A 15,534-nucleotide genomic window follows, 5' to 3' on the forward strand; every position below is an offset into this window, starting at 1 on the left:
GAATTCGGTTACAAAAAAAGCACTTGTCATGGACAAGTACTCTTTAAAATATTAGTTAATCCAGTCATTCATTAATTTTTTGTATTCCACTTTTTCTTCTTCTTTGAAGAAAAGGCCAATTTCACGTTCTGCACTTACAGGTGAATCGGATCCATGGATTACATTTTTTCCAACTGTAATGCCGAAATCTCCGCGGATTGTTCCTGGAGCAGCATCTTTAGGATTTGTTGAACCCATCATCTGACGAGCTGTTGCGATAACATTTTCACCTTCCCACACCATTGCGAAAACTGGTCCGGATGTAATAAAGTCAACAAGCTCTCCAAAGAATGGACGCTCTTTATGCTCTCCATAATGCTCTTCCGCAAGTTCCTGGCTAATGCTCATTAGCTTGCCGCCTACTAGCTGAAAGCCTTTCTTTTCGAAACGGGAAACGATTTCCCCGATTAAATTGCGCTGTACACCGTCTGGTTTAACCATTAAAAAAGTTCTTTCCATTGAATTCCACTCCTAAAACTTATGTATAGTTATAATGTTAATCCACGAAAATATTAACATTGTTTTGAAAATTTAGCAACATAAATTTGAAAGCGCTTTTTTATTTTAACTTTCCAAACAGAGAAATTGCCGGCACCCGGTAGAGTGCTGGCAATTGGTACACTAAATTAAAATTTTCTTTTGCCTATAAATTTTGCAATATCCCGTAAAGCTTTCTTGGATTTGGAATGAGGCAGTTCTTCAAGTACCGCTAAAGCTTTCTGCAGATATTTATCACTAATTTGCAGAGATTTTTCAATTGCACCGGAATATTTGACCATAGCAATTATGTTTTCTATATCACTTCGTTCAGTACCTTCGTGGACTCTTCTGATTTGTTCGGAGATTCTATGATCCTCCATTGCAAATAAAGCAGGAAGCGTAATGTTTCCCTGAAGGAGATCTCCTCCTGCTGGCTTGCCAAGTTCTTTTTCTGTACCGACAAAATCCAGAACATCGTCAATGATCTGATAGGACATTCCCACATAATAGCCGAATTTAAAAAGTTTTCTATGTATATCTTCCTCTACATTAGCCGCAATTCCGCCAAGCTGGCAGCTCACAGCAATCAGCATGGCTGTTTTCCTTTTAATTCTCCGGAAATATGTCCTGATATTCTGGTCATAGTTATACTTATCTTTAATTTGCTCTATTTCGCCTATACACAGTTCCACAAGTGTATGAGAGAGAATTTTATGGGCATGCGGATTTTCCACATTTGTTATTAATTCCAGCGCACGCGCAAAAATATAATCACCGGTATACATGGCAATCTTATTATCCCATTTTGCTTTGATGGTAGGCTGTCCCCTGCGCAGTTCTGCATCATCAATAACATCATCATGGACAAGCGACGCCATATGGATAAGCTCCAGTGATACAGCTACGTTTTTAATTTTATCAATATCGTATTCTCCGAACTTCGCAGCCAGCAAAACGAAAACTGGGCGGATTCTTTTCCCCCCGGCCTGCAGCAGATGCAGGGAAGCCTGATGCAATAGGGGAGACTCAGCTTTAATCGTCTCCTCCAGCTCGTTTTCTATAACATTTAAATCTGAATTTAAAAATGAATACATCATTTTCAATTTCATTTGCTTACTCACCCAGCTTATCGATCCCGTCTGATCTATTCTCTTTTTCCATGAGAAACATACAGAACAAGTTATTATTTTTTATTTCGTTCCAATGTGTACGGCAGCCACTCCGCCGCTATAAGGCTTAAATGTAACGTTTTTAAAACCTGCTTCCTCGAACATTCCTGCAAGTTCTTTCATCCCGGGAAAGTCTCTCGCAGATTCCTGCAGCCAGGAATACTCATTAAAGCTTTTGGCAAAAAGCTTTCCAAACATAGGCATAACAAAGCGGAAGTAGAAATAATATGCCTGCTTGTATCCGAACAGTGTTGGCTGAGAAGTCTCCAGACATACTGCCAGACCCCCTGGCTTTACGACACGGTTCATTTCTTTTAACACCTGCAGATAATCCGGCACGTTGCGCAGACCAAAACCGATTGTCACATAATCGAATGAATTGTCAGCGAAAGGAAGCTCCATTGCATTACCATGCACAAGCTCCACTTGCTTCAGTTTCCGCTCTTTGATTTTTTCCTCACCAATCTTCAGCATATTTTTGCTGAAATCCAAGCCTGTCACTTTACCGTTTTCACCTACGGCTTCAGCGAGCGCAATGGACCAATCGGCTGTTCCGCAGCAGACATCAAGCGCTTTTGCACCTTTTTGAACATTCATCTTTTTCATTGTATCTTTACGCCATCTTAAATGCTGCTGAAAGCTGATAACAGAATTCATTTTATCGTAGTTGCCATAAATCTTTTCAAATACGCTATGAACACGTTCTTCTTTTGATTGCTGCATATTTTATCCTTCTTCCACAAAAGTTTTAGCCACAGACTGATTATTATTGAAAATGCAGTGAATACGCTGCTCCAGTAATTCATTTGCCATAGGAAAATTCAGCAGTGATTGATCGACAATATTCCTTGAAAAGTCAATATACCTGTCGCAAATGAGAATCAGATATTTCCTCTGCTCAGCAGACATCTCTTTCACTTTTGGGAAAGTCAGCTTTTTAAGCGCTTCAAAAACAACTGAGGTGCCTTCCTTCATGAACTGCTGCTTCTCCATAATCAGGCGCTTAATGAATAAAAGATTGGATATTACTTCTTTCCATGCTGTTTTGCTGAATGCGTCAGCCAGCTTTTCAAAAAGTGACGCCTCTACTTTCCTGACTGAACTCATCAGAGTGTCGACCGCTTCAGGAGATTTCTGATAAAGCGAAATTTTATGCTCATTTACATCTTTAATCCCATCCGCGAAGACCCTGATCATTTTGATATCATCAAGAGCTGCGAGAATCTTGTAATATAATCCGCTGTAATAAACACCAGCAAGGACAGTAAGCTGTCTATGTTTAAGACCTTTGTCTTCAGATTCATCGTTCTTAACAAGTTCGTGGGTATCAAGGGCGATTTGGATAAGCATTGCAGTTACTGCATATTTTTCTGCTTTTGATTCAGGTATCTCCACATCATCAAGTAAAGAGATAAAAAGCAGAAGCTTGTCTTCATCAATAACAGGTGAATCAATATACCTGAGCAGATAAGGGTGGTTAACTTTTTTTTCAATCTGTTCTTTCACATCTGCTAATTTAATCTTCACATCATGCATGCCATCACCCTTGTTTCCCCTTAATTTTCTTTTCCCAGCCGCTATTTCTCCATGTGATTACCGCGACAAAGAGAACGGATACAAAACGCCTTACATATTATTATCTATTTTTAACCAATTCATTGTTTCCTATTAAATATAAAACGGGCAAAAAACCTTTTACCCGGTATCTTGTATTCAAGAGAAATATTCAAGCAGAGACAATTATATCATAAATGACAGGAACATGTCAGGACATTATCTTATGAAAATATTCTGACCTTCTATTCCAGGGGAAAGCTATTTCTTAGCCTCACTTTCGAGTTCTCCATAGCTTGTCATGATCCTGGCATTCCCCCTGATTTTAATCGCAGAAGTATGCTCTGTAAATTGCGCAATCATGACTTCTCCCTGGTCAAGTTTTTCTGAATGGTGGAATCTTGTATCGGATCCTCTTGTTAACCCTATTACATTAACACCGTCTTCTTTTGCTTTAATCACAATATAATCGTTTCCTGATGGATTTTTCTTTTCCATTCATACCATCCTTTGCTATATGCTGGTGATTGATAATTAGTTATAAAAAAAGGCTAAAAGTTTTATCTTTCAGCCTTTGATCTGTTTATTGCCTAAACTCATTCATAAACAGAGTCCATATTATTGTTTTATCAGTGAAAGTACTTCTGCACGTGCTCTTGCATCCTCTGCAAATACGCCTCTTACTGCTGATGTCACCGTTTTTGAACCGGGCTTTTTAACTCCGCGCATTGTCATGCACATATGCTCTGCTTCCACAACAACCATCACACCATGCGGCTCAAGCTTTTCCAGGATCGAATTTGCTACAGTAGATGTAATGCGTTCCTGAAGCTGAGGACGTTTCGCAACTGCCTCTACAGCTCTGGCGAGTTTGCTTAATCCTGTTACTCTCCCATTCCGCGGGATGTATGCTACATGGGCAACCCCAAAGAAAGGCACAAGATGATGTTCACACATAGAGTAGAACGGAATATCTTTAACCAAAACAAGTTCCTCATGGTCCTCGCCAAATACTGTATCAAAGTATTCTTTAGGGTCCTGGTTAAGTCCCATAAAAACTTCTTCGTACATTTTTGCGACTCGTTTTGGTGTATCAAGAAGTCCTTCACGATTCGGGTCTTCACCGATTGCTTCCAATATTAAACGCACCGCATCTTCTAACTGGGCACGATTTACCTCTGCCATATTAATGCCTCCTATGTATAACACTGTGGTAATAATATGTTCATATTAGCATAACCCCTTCATTCAGGCAAAACTGAAACATCTTCAAATAAAATACCGTGAACAGGGTGAATCCTCTTCTTTTTAAAGGCCAGTAACACAAAAAGAAAAAACCGCGAATATATCGCGGTTTTTTGCTCAAGCATAAGCTTTAAGCACTTGTATGTAGATTATTTAACTGCATCTTTAAGCGCTTTGCCTGGTTTGAAAGCAGGAACTTTGCTTGCAGCGATTTCGATTTCTTCGCCAGTTTGCGGGTTGCGTCCTTTGCGGGCAGCACGTTCGCGAACTTCAAAGTTTCCGAAACCGATTAGTTGTACCTTATCACCATTTTTCAAAGCATCAAGGATTGTATCGAAAACAGCATCAACTGCTTTAGTCGCGTCTTTTTTAGAAAGTTCGCCAGCCTCTGCAACTGCGTTAATTAGTTCTGTTTTGTTCATGCCTTTCACCTCCTCCCAAATATGGATAAAACCCAGTAAAATAAGATTCCTTACATACATTTGTAAACAAAATTACTGAATTCTATACGTTATGGCGTGTTTTTGTTTAACAAGCCTTATATTAAATGATAAATTGAAATTTTTCAATCAAAAAATCATTATAAACCCTTTTAAAATAAGGGTTTGGCCGCCATAACGGTAATTCTGTTAAAAGATTATCACAATCAAATGCTGTTATCAAGAATATTTCATGATTTAATGGGAATCTTTTCTTATTTGCAACATATTTGTAATACGCTGACCTCGTTTAATTACCCTTATCATACGGGTTGAAACATATTATTTCAAATTGCAAGGGTTGCCAGTTCCTTTAAGGTGCTCTGGGTTCGGACTTAGAACACTGGATTTTCTCCTCCTGTGTCCGAAGTTGGCCCGGATCCCGACTCATTCCACCGCAAAAAAAGACTCCAAAAGGAGCCTTCATTAAAGAATTATCGCAATTAATCCGCCCGAGCCTTCGTTGATGATTCTTTCTAATGTCTCTTTGAGTTTATATCTTGCGTTTTCAGGCATCAGGGACAATTTTGCCTGAATTCCTTCTCTTACGATGGAGCTGAGGCTGCGTCCAAAGATGTCGGAGTTCCAGATTGAGAGTGGATCATCTTCAAAGTCCTGCATCAGGTAGCGGACGAGTTCTTCGCTTTGCTTCTCTGTTCCGATGATAGGAGAGAACTCAGATTCCACATCAACTTTTATCATATGAATGGATGGAGCAACAGCCTTAAGCCTTACACCAAAGCGTGATCCATGGCGTGTAATTTCCGGTTCATCGAGACTCATATCAGCCAGTGAAGGAGCAGCGATGCCGTAGCCGGTTTGCTTCACCATTCTCAGCGCATCGGAAATTTGATCATACTCAGCTTTTGCATGGGCAAATTCCTGCATCAGCTCGAGCAAGTGGTCTTTTCCGCGGATTTCAACACCCACTATCTCTTTAAGGACCTCATCATAAAGATCGTCCGGCGCATATAAGTCAATTTCGGCTACTCCCTGCCCCATTTCAATTCCTGCAAGGCCTGCCCGGTCAATGAATTCAAAGTCGCTGAATTGATGGACCACACGGTCAACATCTCTTAGCCTCTTAATATCCTTAACCGTTTCTTTAACTGCTTCCTGATAGCTTTCACGAAGCCAGTGATCTTCATGCAGCACCATAACCCAGCTTGGAAGATTTACATTCACTTCCAGTACCGGGAACTCATAAAGAGCTTCTCGCATAACATTTAATACATCCGATTCTCTCATGCCCTCTACGCTCATGGCCAGGACAGGGATATCATATTTTTCGGCAAGATCATTTCTAAGGGCATCCGTATTTGGGTGGTGAGGCTGGACGCTGTTAATGATCATGATAAACGGCTTGCCAACTTCTTTTAACTCATCAATAACTCTTTCTTCTGCCTCAATATAGTTTGCACGCGGTATCTCCCCGATGGTTCCGTCTGTTGTAATCACCACTCCGATTGTGGAATGCTCCTGAATCACCTTTCTTGTTCCTATTTCAGCAGCTTCGTGAAAAGGAATCGGCTCTTCATACCATGGTGTATTGATCATTCTCGGGCCGTTTTCGTCTTCATAGCCCTTCGCTCCCGGTACTGTATATCCCACACAGTCCACAAGCCTGATATTTACATCCAGCCCTTCTGCTACATGAACTGTAGCAGCCTGGTTAGGAACAAATTTCGGTTCTGTGGTCATAATTGTCTTGCCGGCAGCACTTTGGGGAAGCTCATCCTGTGTGCGGGCACGTTCCGCTTCGTTTTCCATATTTGGCAGTACAACCAATTCCATGAACTTTTTTATAAATGTAGATTTGCCGGTGCGAACTGCGCCAACTACCCCGAAATATATATCGCCGCCAGTTCTTTCGGCAATATCTTTAAAAATATCAACCTTTTCCAAGTGATCCCCTCCTGAAATCTTGAGTTAATGGGATAATATTATCCTATCTATTATGTTTGGACATTATATGTGTATGATGTTGTCCTACATTGTTATGACAGTTTTTTTCTTTTTTACCCCCCTATCAGGAAAGTGCACTGCACCTGTCAGCCCAGCTGTAGAGCTCCAATGCTATGACAGTCCGGAATGGACAGCAGGCCATTCCAAATTTCCTTAATTATTTAGAAACTCCCCTGCGCCTTTATTTCTTTGCCTTTATGCTTTTAGTCATTAGTTGAAGAGTGGTTATAAAAATAAATAAAAAAATAACCCTTCTCCTACAATATATTTTGCAGGAGAAGGGTTATGACTATTTCACCAAAAAGATTGGATCATTTGTGCCGGGCTCAATCGTATAAGGCAGTGAATAGGCGGGAACAAAATCAGAATCCTCTACAAGAAGATTTCTAATATCCTTTCCAAGTTCAGGTTTGTTCTTCTTATTCTCCAATGCCTTATACAAATCAACCCGATAATCTACATATACTTCAGCATTGCCGGTTACGACATATGGAAGGCTCTGGCCGCTATAAGGACTGAGGGCTTTTGGCTCTTCCTTAAATCCCAATTTTTTAAAGTCCATTGTATAAACATTTTCAGCTATTTGCTCTTTATATGGCGGGAATCCATGTGCTTTAATCCTCAGGTTAATATCCCTGATTGTTTCAGCAATTCTTAAATCAAAAATTTTCACTTTCGGATCTGTTTCTGCGTCAACAATCACATATTGAAAAACCCCGCCGGATTCAAAGGCATTTCCAGGCGGCTCTGCCATATATTCCGGAGCAACTTTTTTAAAATCGATTGGATATTTTTGATAGATAGGAGTTGTCTGCCCCTTGGTTTTAATCGGCAGAAGACCACCATTTGCTTCCCTGTATTGATCCACTGCAGACTGGACAGATTGAATCTGATCCTTATAGGCTATCTGATTTTGGGATAATTTTTCTTCAGGATACATACAGCCTGTCAGAATCAAAACACCGCTCAGCAAAAGCAAAAACATGTTAAAAGTTTTTTTCATTTAATCAACCCTTTATGTAAAAGTGCTAGCTGCTTGTCGGACCGCTGAACACGACAATCACTATAATAATTCCGCTGATTATCATTAAAAAGTAGGCAACAAATGCTGTAATTACCTTAAAAACTCCAGCTTTCAGCTTGTAGCGGCTAAGATAAATTAATATTATAGATAAAAACATAAATCCCATAGAGGCTAGAGATATCCACATTTTCATTAAAGACGGTGACATATAATCAACTCCCTTTTCCGAAATGTATTATAACATATTAAATGGATAAATCTAAAAGCTTTTCATCACGAAAAAATGAACACAAAAAAACTGAGGCAAAGAAGGGGCAATTCTTTACCTCAGCCATTTGACTAAATAACCCAGCACCCTGTTCATTACACTAGTTTGCTTCGTTGCATTGTATGCAGGAACCTGCTGTCTCGCATCATCTAATGCCTATATTTTTATATTTATATCGATATCAGTTTTTTTTACTCCCGCTTTGATCTTCCAAAACGTTCGCGAGGTCTTCCATCTCATGTGTTTTTCCTCTTCCCATCAGAAGTTCAACAGCATCCTTCGCATTCACATTATTAAAAAGAACATCATACAGAACAGTGGTAATTGGCATTTTCACGTTATATTTTTGAGCCAGCTGATGCGCTGCTTTTGTTGTTCTGACTCCCTCTACGACCATGCCCATATTATCCAGGACTTCCTGCAGATTATGTCCCTTTCCAAGAAGGTTTCCTGCTCTCCAATTGCGTGAATGGACGGAGGTACATGTAACGATCAAGTCCCCGATCCCCGCTAATCCGGAAAAGGTAAGCGGGCTTGCCCCCATCTTCATCCCTAGACGGGCGATTTCAGCAAGACCTCTGGTTATCAAGGCTGCCTTGGCATTGTCTCCATAACCTAAGCCATCTGTAATTCCGGCAGCAAGGGCGATGATATTTTTTAAAGCACCGCCAATTTCCACTCCAATGATATCGGGGTTGGTATATACTCTGAAATTGTTATTGATAAATAAATCCTGAATTTTTTCGGCAGCGTCCATATCTTTTGAAGACACCGTAACAGTAGTTGGATGCCTCAGACTAACTTCTTCTGCATGGCTTGGGCCTGAGAGCACCACAACACTGTCCAGAAGGTTTCCGGGCATTTCCTCTTCAATCATTTCAGAAATTCTGAGAAGTGAATCAGGTTCTATTCCTTTACTTACGTGCACAATAGTCAGGGGCTCTTTTCTAATTCCCTTGATCTTCCCGATTACTTCACGAATGGCCTTTGTCGGCACTGCCAAAATCAAGGTGTCAGTTCCGCTTAAAGCCTCTTCAAGCGATGTATATCCCTTTATTTCTGCAGGCAGATGTATTCCTGATAGATATTTTTGATTAGTATGGTGCTTATTAATTTCCTCTATCTGATCAGGATTATGGCCCCACAATCTGACGTCATGCCCATTATCCGCAAGCACCATCGCCAGGGCAGTACCCCAGCTGCCGGCACCTGCTACAGCTACACTTTCTTTTTTCCGCTCCATTTGATCACTGCCTTTTAATGTATTTGGATGCATTGAAAATTCATCCGATTCTGCCTGCCAGACACATTTTAAAGCTTCCCGGCCGGCGTCATCGCATTATTTTCTTTCCCTTGCAAATATCTTAATAGGTGTGCCTTCAAAACCAAAAGCGTCCCTGATTCTGTTTTCCAGGAAACGTTCATATGAAAAATGAAGAAGTTCAGGATCATTGACAAACACAACAAATGTCGGCGGCTTCACAGCAACCTGTGTGGTGTAATAAACCCTTAGGCGTCTTCCTTTATCTGTTGGCGTTGGGTTCATTGCAATAGCATCCATGACAACATCATTCAGGACGCTTGTTTCAACACGCAAAGAATGATTTTCACTGGCTGTGTTAATCATTGGGATAAGTGTATGAATACGCTTTTTCGTTTTGGCAGAAAGGAAAACAACAGGTGCATAATCCAGGAATTGAAAATGCTCACGGATATTTTGTTCAAATGCCTTCATTGTTTTCTCATCTTTTTCAACAGCATCCCACTTATTGACAACAATTACAACAGCTCTGCCTGCTTCATGAGCATAACCGGCAATGCGCTTGTCCTGTTCAATGATTCCTTCTTCCCCATCAATAACCACCAGGACAACATCGGAACGCTCGATTGCCCTCAAGGCTCTTAGTACACTATACTTTTCTGTTGTTTCATACACTTTCCCTTTTTTCCGCATACCCGCAGTATCGATGATGACATATTCCTGTCCATCCACTTTCACCTTCGAGTCGATTGCATCTCTTGTGGTGCCTGCGATATTGCTGACAATGACCCGTTCTTCACCAAGCATTGCGTTTACAAGGGAGGATTTCCCGACATTCGGGCGGCCAATTAATGAAAACTTAATGACATCTTCTCCATATTCACTTTGGCCATGTTTCGGAAAATGCTTGGCAGCTTCATCAAGCAAGTCTCCAAGACCAAGACCATGAGAACCTGAAATCGGAAACGGCTCACCAAAGCCAAGTGCATAAAAGTCATAAATCAAATCCCGCATCTCAGGGTTATCAATCTTATTCACACCCAGAACTACAGGCTTTTTGGCTTTATATAAAATTTTTGCAACTTCCTCATCTGCGCTTGTGACACCCTCTCTTCCGTTCACAAGAAAGACAATGACATCAGCTTCATCTATCGCAATTTCTGCCTGAAGACGAATTTGATCTAAAAATGGCTCATCCCCAATATCAATTCCGCCTGTATCAATAATATTAAAATCATGAGTCAGCCATTCTGCAGAACTATAAATTCTGTCCCTGGTCACTCCCGGAATATCTTCGACAATCGATATCCGTTCTCCTACAATTCTGTTAAATATCGTTGATTTGCCAACGTTAGGACGCCCGACAATAGCCAAAACTGGTTTTGCCATGAACATCACCCTTTCAATTCTTTATTCTTAAATTGTTAAACTTTGCGTCTATGTTCCAGAAATGCCTTTTACTTAAAGTAAGCATACAGATGGCTGTCCACAATAACACTACATTGATGTTAAAACCATCCAAACCGCTTTACATTTATAAAATAAACCCTTCTCAAAGATAGAAGGGTCTAACTTAGATATTTTAACAAAGAGAAACCTTCACGGCAATGAAAAACTTGGAAACCTCCCTTAATGCTTAACAATTACATATAGTTCTTCTGTTAAGGCATGGGCAATTCCGTCTAGAATTGCTTCAAGATTGGCTGCGATGATTTCCATTTCTTTTTTATCTTCACAATGAAAAACGGCAGTCCCTGACGGTATCTTGGATGGATTTGTTGTAATAGCAGCCAGTATGTATTTTTCAAGCACCATACTCTAACTTCCTTTCCCATTCGTTTGCCGTTCAGAAGGCATCCTAATCGCATTTTCGAGTGTCGGGACTGCTTCGATGACTTTTAGGGCTTTATTAACATCCTTTACCTGGGGCAAAACAAATACCCCAACTCGCCCATCATCCAGATCCCTTTTTGCCAGAGGAACAAGCGCAGGAGTCCCTGAATCCCGGTAAACACCCAAAGCAGTAGAAACATCATGCAATATAGCCTGCCTCTGTCCCAGATTGGCAATAGTGGATCGGGCATTGAAATTTTTTGGATTTAAAATAAAGCCCATGCCATATCGGAGCACTTCCTCTTGCCTTTCAGGCAAACCGATATTCATAATGTAAATATTGTCCACATACAAGCCTGCTCCATCAAAACGCGGTTCCACAAACTCAACATCTACAATATCCTTCAGCCTTCCACCCGACATTAATTTCGTGGAAACCACTATGGCAAGAACGGCTGCCGCAAGACCTCCCCATATATTAAACAGCAGATAGCCTAGCGTACTAAGCAATGATGTGAAGATTACAAGATAATTCCTGCTTTCAAAGGCTATTGCTACACCTTCGATATATGTTTTTCCTCTCGGAACCATTTCGTAGCTGTCCAGTTCAGTCAGTGTGTTTCTCTCCATATTTCTGACTTCTCTAAACTGGGATGCAGCCAGAGTCAGAAAGGTGACGGCTGTGAAGTCTTCCTCCATAATTGAAGGAATAGCCACCGTTCCAAGGCCTGCAGCAATGAATCCTAAAGCAACATGAATAATTTTCCCGTGCAAATATGTAGGGTATTGACGGTAATCGGTCCGAAGCATATAAATACGTGTCAAGGTTCCTATAGCCAGACCAAAAAGAATCGGGTATGTGTATTCACTCATGATAATTTTTGTTTCTCCCTTTCAAAATGTTTAAAGTTGGCTTCAATGTATTGGACCGTCCAATGCACCGCAATCCATAAAGCCGATATGGAAAATGAAATGCTCATGATATCCAAAAAGGCCAATGATCCAATCGTATACGGAAAGGAAAATGGTTTAAGGATAAAGGCATATAGAAATTCTCCCTGGATGCCCCCGAGCAATATTAACGGCAGCCTGAGCATTCTGTTTTTTTGCAGGAGTACAGCCATATAAACCATAAGGAATGAAAGCATCCATTCCCGGGGGAAAATCACCCAAACAGGATCAAACAGTTCAAAAAGGTGAAAAGTGACATAGGCCATCATCAGGATGAATGTGCAAAAAAGGAAATAAAGTTTGCTCAACTTTTTTAGTCTCCGGGCGAAAATATATAGTGATACAAGCAAAAAAAGTGCAGCGATACCAATTTCAAAATTAAGGATATTAAGTGTCAAGGGTGACAGGATCATTAAGCATAAGATCCAGGCAGACAATAAAAACCGGTATTTATTCGTTCGAGCCATAAAAAAAGTCGCCATAATCCAAACCATCCAGGAAATCCAATAAAAAAATAATCCTTCCATCCTCTACCTCCTATCATTTCCATTATGGCTACTTCGTATGTAAATTAACCCTTCAAATTCAAAAGCATTGCCAAATGAATCCCAGCTGTCTTTTTGCATAATTCTCACGCGCTCACTTCATCTTAATAACATGGAGGTGTTATATATGGGCAAAGACAGACAGGAAAAAAAGCTGAAAAATAGCGGAAAAGTGGAGTCCGATCGCGACCAGGCACTTCATTATCCTGGAGCTTCCAAGATGCAGAGTCCCGAAGAAGCCAGATCTCTGAATGATTCGAAATACAGTTAAGAAAAGCTGCTTCGCCTTGCTATGCACTGCAGCCAGAATGAAAAAAATAGCTCTCGTCAAATGACGAGAGCTATTTTTGGATGGTCCGCCTGGAATATGCTTTTGTCTCAATTCCGCGTTCATTCAGCCAATGATGGGTCCTTCCAGATATGATTATGGGAGACTGCTGGAGTTCCGCGATGCTTTTTGTCCCCAAAGCTGTCATGATCATCTTCAATTCAGAATGAATGTTGTTAATTTCTTCGATAAGTGCCTCAATTCCTTCTTTCATTAGGACCTTTAAAAAGAACCCCGCCATCCCAGCAGCTCCTGCACCAAGTGCAATTGCCTTTGCTATTTCATAGCTTGTCCGAATGCCCCCGGAAGCAATAACAGCAACGCCTGCTTTTAAAGATGCAGCTTCTGCAATGGAGACAGCTGTCGGTATTCCCCATTCATCGAAAAACGTTAACAGTCTATCTCTTCTTGCATTTTCAATACGGGAGAAATTTGTTCCTCCAAATCCGCCGATATCAATGCCTTTAACGCCGACTGAGGCAAGCATTGAAGCTGCTTCTTTATTTATGCCAAACCCTACTTCTTTTACTACTACTGGAACTTCGGAATGGGCGACAATTTTTTCAATTCTTTTTAATGCACCGCGAAAATCACGGTCACCTTCCGGCATGGTCAATTCCTGTACAGCATTTAAATGAATTTGCAGTGCATTTGCTTCAATCATATCAACTGCTGCTTTTGCCTGATCGATTGTAGCTTCACTTCCTAAGTTGCCTAAAATAATACCTCGGGAGTTTTCCCGTCTGACAACCCGGTAGGATTCTGCTTCACTTGGATCCTTAAGTGCAGACATCTGAGACCCTACTGCCATAGCAAGGCCTGTTGATTTGGCGGCCAAGGCGAGATCCCGGTTAATTTGAACCGTTCTTTCTCCTCCGCCCCCTGTCATAGCATTTATGAAAATTGGCGAACTTAATGAAAGTTCGCCAATTGAAGTGCCTAAATCTGCCTGATCAAGAAACGCATCAGGAAGGCTTTGATGTACAAAAGCAATATCGGCTAAACCGGTATTGCTGCTCTGGCCTGTTGCTAAAGCATGCTGGATATGATCCCATTTACGTTTTGATCTGGACACAATTTATCACCATTACTTTTTTAAATTCTTTAGCTGGTCGCCAATCATATCACCAAGCGAGAAGCCTTTTGTTTCTTCAGGAAGTTCATAGTCAGTCACTTCTTCCTGCTCTTTTTCAAGAAGATCTTTGATGCTCAATGACAGGCGCTGATCCTGTTCGTTCACATCAAGAACCTTCACTTTCACTTCCTGTCCTTCGCTTAGAACTTCATGCGGAGTTCCGATATGCTTATGAGCAATTTGAGAAATATGGACAAGTCCTTCAACACCAGGAAAAACTTCAACAAATGCTCCGTATGAAACAAGTCTTCTAACTGTTCCATCAAGTGTACTGCCTTTAGGAGCCTTCTCGCCGATATTATCCCATGGTCCAGGAAGAGTCTCCTTAATGGATAGTGAAATGCGTTCATTGTCGCGGTCGACGCTTAATACTTTCACTTGCACTTTTTGGCCTTCCTCGACAACATCTGAAGGCTTTTCCACATGCTCATAGGAAAGCTGGGAAATATGGACAAGTCCATCGATTCCGCCGATATCAACAAATGCTCCAAAGTCAGTAATTCTTTGAACTGTTCCATCCAGAACCTCACCTGCCTGAAGGGACTCCAGCACTTGATGTTTCTGCTTGCCTTTTTCTTCCTCTATTACAGCACGATGGGAAAGAATCAGGCGATTTTTATCTTTATCAAGCTCAACAATTTTAAATGTCATCGTTTTGCCTTTATAATCAGTAAAATCTTCAACAAAATGAGCTTCAACCAGGGAAGCTGGAACAAATCCGCGAACACCCAGGTCTACTACTAATCCGCCTTTAACTACATCTTTTATTTCTGCTTCAAAAACTTCACCCTCATTGAATTTCTGTTCGAGAGTTTCCCATGACTTACCGGCATCAACTTTACGTTTTGAAAGAATAAGAGCATCTTCCTCAACTTTTAAAACCTCAAGCTCGAGTTGATCTCCTTCTGATACCGCATCGCCGGCTTTTTCAATGTGAAGGCTTGAAAGCTCGCTGATTGGGATAATCCCATCCAGTTTGCTGTCAGCAAGATCAACGATGACTTGCTTTTCTTCAACCTTGGTAACTTGGCCTTTTACCTTGTCACCCACCTCAAAATTTTTAACTTCTACTTGATTCATTTCCTCTGACATATGTATTCCTCCTTAATCCAATGGCTGCTTTCAAATTTTTAATCTGTATTCAACTGCCTGCCATCCAGGCAAGAACCCTGTGTCAGCAGCAGAAATACTCGAATGGCTAATTATTTACAGGCTATTTTTCAACTGTTTTTGATTATAAAATTGTTCAGTAAAGGAA

At 40.8% G+C, this 15,534-nt stretch carries 18 protein-coding genes; 1 reads left to right on the top strand and 17 read right to left on the bottom strand.

Annotation, left to right across the window (positions count from 1 at the left end):
• Window positions 1-51: 51 nt before the first annotated feature.
• The 15 genes from ndk to CHI10_RS13055 all read right to left on the bottom strand — a co-directional run bounded on the left by ndk (window position 52) and on the right by CHI10_RS13055 (window position 12,795).
• Window positions 52-498 (bottom strand): nucleoside-diphosphate kinase, encoded by a 447-nt coding sequence (gene ndk, locus CHI10_RS12985; protein WP_035330143.1) that lies wholly within the window; start codon window positions 496-498, stop codon window positions 52-54.
• A gap of 167 nt (window positions 499-665) precedes the next feature.
• A complete protein-coding gene (gene hepT, locus CHI10_RS12990) occupies window positions 666-1,628 on the bottom strand; it encodes a heptaprenyl diphosphate synthase component II (RefSeq protein WP_095244689.1) in 963 nt (320 codons plus the stop codon).
• A gap of 81 nt (window positions 1,629-1,709) precedes the next feature.
• Window positions 1,710-2,411: a demethylmenaquinone methyltransferase gene (gene menG / locus CHI10_RS12995; RefSeq protein WP_095244690.1), complete on the bottom strand. Its 702-nt coding sequence runs from the start codon at window positions 2,409-2,411 to the stop codon at window positions 1,710-1,712.
• Window positions 2,412-2,414: 3 nt separating this feature from the next.
• Window positions 2,415-3,224 (bottom strand): heptaprenyl diphosphate synthase component 1, encoded by an 810-nt coding sequence (locus CHI10_RS13000; RefSeq protein ID WP_095244691.1) that lies wholly within the window; start codon window positions 3,222-3,224, stop codon window positions 2,415-2,417.
• A 279-nt stretch (window positions 3,225-3,503) separates the two neighbouring features.
• A complete protein-coding gene (gene mtrB, locus CHI10_RS13005; RefSeq protein ID WP_048008168.1) occupies window positions 3,504-3,740 on the bottom strand; it encodes a trp RNA-binding attenuation protein MtrB in 237 nt (78 codons plus the stop codon).
• 120 nt (window positions 3,741-3,860) lie between these two features.
• Window positions 3,861-4,427: a GTP cyclohydrolase I FolE gene (folE, locus tag CHI10_RS13010; RefSeq protein ID WP_095244692.1), complete on the bottom strand. Its 567-nt coding sequence runs from the start codon at window positions 4,425-4,427 to the stop codon at window positions 3,861-3,863.
• Window positions 4,428-4,636: 209 nt separating this feature from the next.
• Window positions 4,637-4,909, bottom strand: coding sequence for a non-specific DNA-binding protein Hbs (gene hbs / locus CHI10_RS13015; protein WP_009332755.1), 273 nt, complete (start codon window positions 4,907-4,909; stop codon window positions 4,637-4,639).
• 483 nt (window positions 4,910-5,392) lie between these two features.
• The gene (spoIVA, locus tag CHI10_RS13020; RefSeq protein WP_035330137.1) at window positions 5,393-6,871 is read right to left on the bottom strand and encodes a stage IV sporulation protein A; all 1,479 of its coding nucleotides are present in this window, start codon (window positions 6,869-6,871) and stop codon (window positions 5,393-5,395) included.
• A gap of 349 nt (window positions 6,872-7,220) precedes the next feature.
• Window positions 7,221-7,934: a hypothetical protein gene (locus CHI10_RS13025; RefSeq protein ID WP_095244693.1), complete on the bottom strand. Its 714-nt coding sequence runs from the start codon at window positions 7,932-7,934 to the stop codon at window positions 7,221-7,223.
• Between the two features lie 25 nt (window positions 7,935-7,959).
• Window positions 7,960-8,163, bottom strand: coding sequence for a DUF2768 domain-containing protein (locus CHI10_RS13030; protein WP_095244694.1), 204 nt, complete (start codon window positions 8,161-8,163; stop codon window positions 7,960-7,962).
• A gap of 241 nt (window positions 8,164-8,404) precedes the next feature.
• Window positions 8,405-9,466: an NAD(P)H-dependent glycerol-3-phosphate dehydrogenase gene (locus tag CHI10_RS13035; protein ID WP_179289033.1), complete on the bottom strand. Its 1,062-nt coding sequence runs from the start codon at window positions 9,464-9,466 to the stop codon at window positions 8,405-8,407.
• 96 nt (window positions 9,467-9,562) lie between these two features.
• Complete coding sequence (der, locus tag CHI10_RS13040) at window positions 9,563-10,873, bottom strand: ribosome biogenesis GTPase Der (RefSeq protein WP_095244696.1); 1,311 nt, start codon at window positions 10,871-10,873, stop codon at window positions 9,563-9,565.
• Between the two features lie 240 nt (window positions 10,874-11,113).
• On the bottom strand, window positions 11,114-11,299 hold the full coding sequence (locus CHI10_RS13045) for a capping complex subunit for YIEGIA (RefSeq protein WP_048008161.1): 186 nt from the start codon (window positions 11,297-11,299) through the stop codon (window positions 11,114-11,116).
• A 3-nt stretch (window positions 11,300-11,302) separates the two neighbouring features.
• Complete coding sequence (locus tag CHI10_RS13050) at window positions 11,303-12,190, bottom strand: YIEGIA family protein (RefSeq protein ID WP_095244697.1); 888 nt, start codon at window positions 12,188-12,190, stop codon at window positions 11,303-11,305.
• A complete protein-coding gene (locus tag CHI10_RS13055; protein ID WP_095244698.1) occupies window positions 12,187-12,795 on the bottom strand; it encodes a YphA family membrane protein in 609 nt (202 codons plus the stop codon). The genes CHI10_RS13050 and CHI10_RS13055 overlap by 4 nt, the downstream gene beginning before the upstream one ends.
• A gap of 145 nt (window positions 12,796-12,940) precedes the next feature.
• Between CHI10_RS13055 and CHI10_RS13060 the strand changes: the two genes are divergently transcribed.
• Window positions 12,941-13,084, top strand: coding sequence for a YpzI family protein (locus tag CHI10_RS13060; protein ID WP_082138921.1), 144 nt, complete (start codon window positions 12,941-12,943; stop codon window positions 13,082-13,084).
• Window positions 13,085-13,154: 70 nt separating this feature from the next.
• On the opposite strand, the gene fni is transcribed toward CHI10_RS13060, so the two are convergent.
• Both fni and rpsA read right to left on the bottom strand, forming a co-directional pair.
• Window positions 13,155-14,216 carry a type 2 isopentenyl-diphosphate Delta-isomerase gene (gene fni / locus CHI10_RS13065; RefSeq protein ID WP_095244699.1) on the bottom strand — a complete coding sequence of 354 codons (1,062 nt, stop codon included), beginning with the start codon at window positions 14,214-14,216 and terminating at the stop codon, window positions 13,155-13,157.
• A 12-nt stretch (window positions 14,217-14,228) separates the two neighbouring features.
• A complete protein-coding gene (rpsA, locus tag CHI10_RS13070) occupies window positions 14,229-15,368 on the bottom strand; it encodes a 30S ribosomal protein S1 (RefSeq protein ID WP_095244700.1) in 1,140 nt (379 codons plus the stop codon).
• Between the last annotated feature and the right edge of the window lie 166 nt (window positions 15,369-15,534).

It is taken from the genome of Bacillus sp. 7894-2 (assembly GCF_002272225.1).
Lineage (GTDB): Bacteria > Bacillota > Bacilli > Bacillales > Cytobacillaceae > Cytobacillus.